This is a genomic window from Allocoleopsis sp. (genome assembly GCF_036703385.1).
Taxonomy (GTDB): Bacteria; Cyanobacteriota; Cyanobacteriia; order Cyanobacteriales; family Coleofasciculaceae; genus Allocoleopsis.
The window spans coordinates 1-3,370 of the sequence record NZ_DATNPA010000802.1 but is presented as its reverse complement, the minus strand read 5'-3'; the positions used below and the strand labels follow the sequence as shown (position 1 = coordinate 3,370).

At 43.8% G+C, this 3,370-nt stretch carries 3 protein-coding genes; 1 reads left to right on the top strand and 2 read right to left on the bottom strand.

The window, feature by feature from the left end:
* Positions 1 to 391: DUF5673 domain-containing protein (locus tag V6C93_RS37225; protein ID WP_333481736.1), on the top strand; the 391-nt coding region annotated here is incomplete at its 5' end.
* 1,130 nt (positions 392 to 1,521) lie between these two features.
* On the opposite strand, the gene V6C93_RS37220 is transcribed toward V6C93_RS37225, so the two are convergent.
* Positions 1,522 to 2,436, bottom strand: coding sequence for a UTP--glucose-1-phosphate uridylyltransferase (locus tag V6C93_RS37220; RefSeq protein ID WP_333481735.1), 915 nt, complete (start codon positions 2,434 to 2,436; stop codon positions 1,522 to 1,524).
* Positions 2,414 to 3,370, bottom strand: a 957-nt coding sequence (locus tag V6C93_RS37215; protein ID WP_333481734.1) for a GHMP kinase, incomplete at its 5' end; no start/stop codon positions are given. The genes V6C93_RS37220 and V6C93_RS37215, both read right to left, overlap by 23 nt.

Sequence of the window (3,370 nt, the reverse complement as noted above, 5' to 3'; positions counted from 1 at the left end):
TCTGTTGAGTGCCACTCTGCAAACTGTCGTGTTTATAAGCTTATTAAGAAAGGGATTTTCACAAAGTTATCCCCTGCCAGAATATTATGTATCTCAAGTCATCTTATACTGGACTACAGCCTTTTATTTTTACTGGGCTGGGTTAAGTCGGCTGCAACTGCGGGAAAATGGCATTTACTTTAAGTTTGGATTGATCGAATGGGGACAAATTGTCTCCTACCAATGGGAGGGAGACAAAGCTAATACCCTTACAGTTTGGCTCAAGCAGCGCATCCCCTTATTCCAAACCCGGAGTTGGGCGATTCCTCTAGTTCACAAAGCTGCGATCGAACGCATTCTCGATCAATACTTATTGGCAGAAAGCAAACGTCAGAGAGACTACATACAATAGTGTGTGCGTTCTTAGCGGCTACATCACTAGACCCTTGGGAAGCATCCTTTTGATCAAATGCAGGGGCAGGCGAGACGCCTACCCCATAAGAAAAAATGACTTTTGTGGCATGAGCATCTTACCCGTCCTAACTATTGCTCTTCAACAGGTTTACTCTGTAGCCCAGCAGCTTAATCACGGATAAGACTCGGACGCGATCGCTCAAAGATTACCGCTCAGTTCGGTCAACCCAGAGATGAGTTTGGCTTACACCTTGCCGTACTCATCACCTCACTTTTAGGCGATAGACCTTATGGCTCGCTCACGGTGACGATTACTACTCTTCCAGAGATTCCCAAAACGATTGAAATAACTTGTTAATAACTAGATATAGTTTTAAGCAAGATATAACTAGAACAATACAGAAAGTTAAGTTCAAAACAAAAGAACTAAGATTTGAAATCGGGTTGGTAAAACCCCATTTCCAGACTCCGCTCGACAAATGAACAGCTAGAGCTTGGAAGCCAAGAATGAGTGCAATGGAAAAGACAGTAACAAGAATCCCAAAGATAAGACTTATTAACTTTTCTGACACCAATAGTGGCTTTTGCACTTGTACTCTCTTGATAGAAAGCCGCATGAATTCGTTGGTTGGAGTCATTTTTTTCGGGGATTTAATTAGAATTAGGCTACTCTTAGTGTCTTGATACAGAAGGGTAGTGAATTTGAGAGTCATGAAAACAGGTTCAGACTCAGAGCTATGTCAGTTAAAAGCTGACAGAGTAAGCTTTTGCACAGACTTTTATAAACTTCAGCTCTTAACCTCACCTGGAGTTCAGGGCTTTGCTTAATCTAGTTACATTCGCATTAAGTTTAATGTCTGGTTGCGTATTAGTGTAATGGCTTATTTTTGAAGACTTACACTCTCGCTGAACAATGCACTACTGAAGAATCGCGACGTATTATCTATCAAGTTTACGCTTCAGTGTAAGTCTTCCTACTATTAGCTTAGTATAACTTTACAAACTACCGCCTCTATCTAGAGTCTGAAACTTAATATACTTTTCGGATGATTTTAGACAAAGGATTGTATGTCTCTAGATTATCGAACTGTTGCCATAAATCAGAGCAAGCAGTAGACGAGTCCAAATCTAAAGCTCTAAATCTCCACTCGGATGAGCTGCATGGCGAAAATCCAACATTGTCTGGCGGTAAACGTCCGGCAATCCAGTATCAAAACACTGTCCTTTGACAACATACCCCATCATGCCCTCTTCCTGGCGCAATCGCTCTAAACAAGACGTCAATTGAAATTCGCCTCGTTCCCGGATGTTGGAGTTGATGTTGCCTTCCAGATAGTCAAAGATTTTAGGCTGGAGTATGTACATGCCGAATACAGAGAGAAATTGGTCATCATTCATGGCATCCATATGAAGATGCTGACGTGCATACTCAAGGCTGGGCTTTTCAATGAGCTGAGTAATAGAAAGAATAGAGCCTGATTTCTGCCAGGTTCCGCTAGCGCAACCATAGTGATGAATCACCTCTGCGGGTGTTACCCGCAAACCAATCACACTTTGAGAGACTTGTCTATACACATCTAAAATTTGACTGGCACAGGAGGTTTCATCATCAGAGGCGTAAAGATGATCGCCAAGCATGAGGAGAAATGGCTCATCTTTTACCCATTCTCTGGCACAAAATACAGCATGACCAAAGCCTTCTTGATCCTCTTGGGTCAAAATTGTAATTCGCTGCCCTAATTCTTGGATATAGTGGCTATATTCTTGATTTTGTGGGGATAGCTTGTTGAAAAGTTCTGCCGGGGGTGAAGCTTGGAAGAAAGCCTCAAAAAGGGTGCGATCGCATTTTTGCACAACAATCCCAACCTCTTCTATTCCCGCATTGACGGCTTCTTCAACAATCGCCATAATCACGGGCTTCGCTCGCCCATCGCGATCGATAATGGGAAATAGTTCTTTCTTTACAACCTTGGTAGCGGGGAACAAGCGAGTACCAAAGCCTGCTGCCGGAATCACAGCTTTACGAACTTGATGGGTCTGCATTAATCGTGAGTTTTAGAGCTTGCATTTGAGGGAAATCACGTTCGATAATTTTAATAACGCGTTCTTGACTTGCCTCATCTTTAACGATAAACTGTGCTGCACCATCCCCTTGAGAGCCTACCCCTTTTCCTCCCCAAATATAAGGTTGAATGGGTTGATAGTTCAAGATTTGGTGCAGGACGGGAGCGGTTAATTGGGAAGGGCAGGCAGGAATCAAGTATCGGTCAAATTCGGATTGTACCCTATTCATCAGATTGCCAATGCATTGGGCATCTCCCATTCGGAGAGCGTCAACGGCTTCCTGGGTAATTTGAGCGCTGATAGAACCCAGATAATTCTGCACATTCTGCTGCACTTCGTTAGTAGCGAACGGATAGCACTGATTCAGTTGGCTGAGGATTTCCTGTGTGTTTTTGCTAGCACCGAGGTCTACGATGACAAAGAATAGGTTTTTAGATACGTTTAGCTCGATGACATCCGTGCGATCGCAATCAAAAACCATCACAATGGGGCGATTACCGTAAGCACACGCCTGATCCATTCGTCCGCAGCGAGAGGGTGTGGTCGTTTCGCCGAGATAGGCAAACTCCATCTCACCCCGGATGGTCATCTTTAAGTCATACAGGCGATTAAAGGCACGGGCAACGAGGACACAAATCGCAGCACTTGATGAAAGACCTTTTTGGATGGGTAAATCTGTCAGGTAATTGTTGATTTCTAGTCCACCGACTTGATAGTGAGTTAGAAATTGATAGGCAACGCCAGCTGCATAACTGAAAAATCCACCCTTTTCGGCTTCAGTAAGTAAAGTCTGCCGTTCCATTGGCAGTACGAGTGGTTCTTTACGAGTTCCATCACTGAGTGAAGTGCGAACAATTAGGTGAGTTGGGTGAGGTTTCACCTCGGCATAAAGTCCTTGATTAGTGCCGACAAG

Coding starts and splice junctions, on each gene's coding strand:
- V6C93_RS37220 (WP_333481735.1), bottom strand. CDS start 2,436: ATGCAGACCCATCAAGTTCGTAAAGCTGTGATTCCGGCAGCAGGCTTT.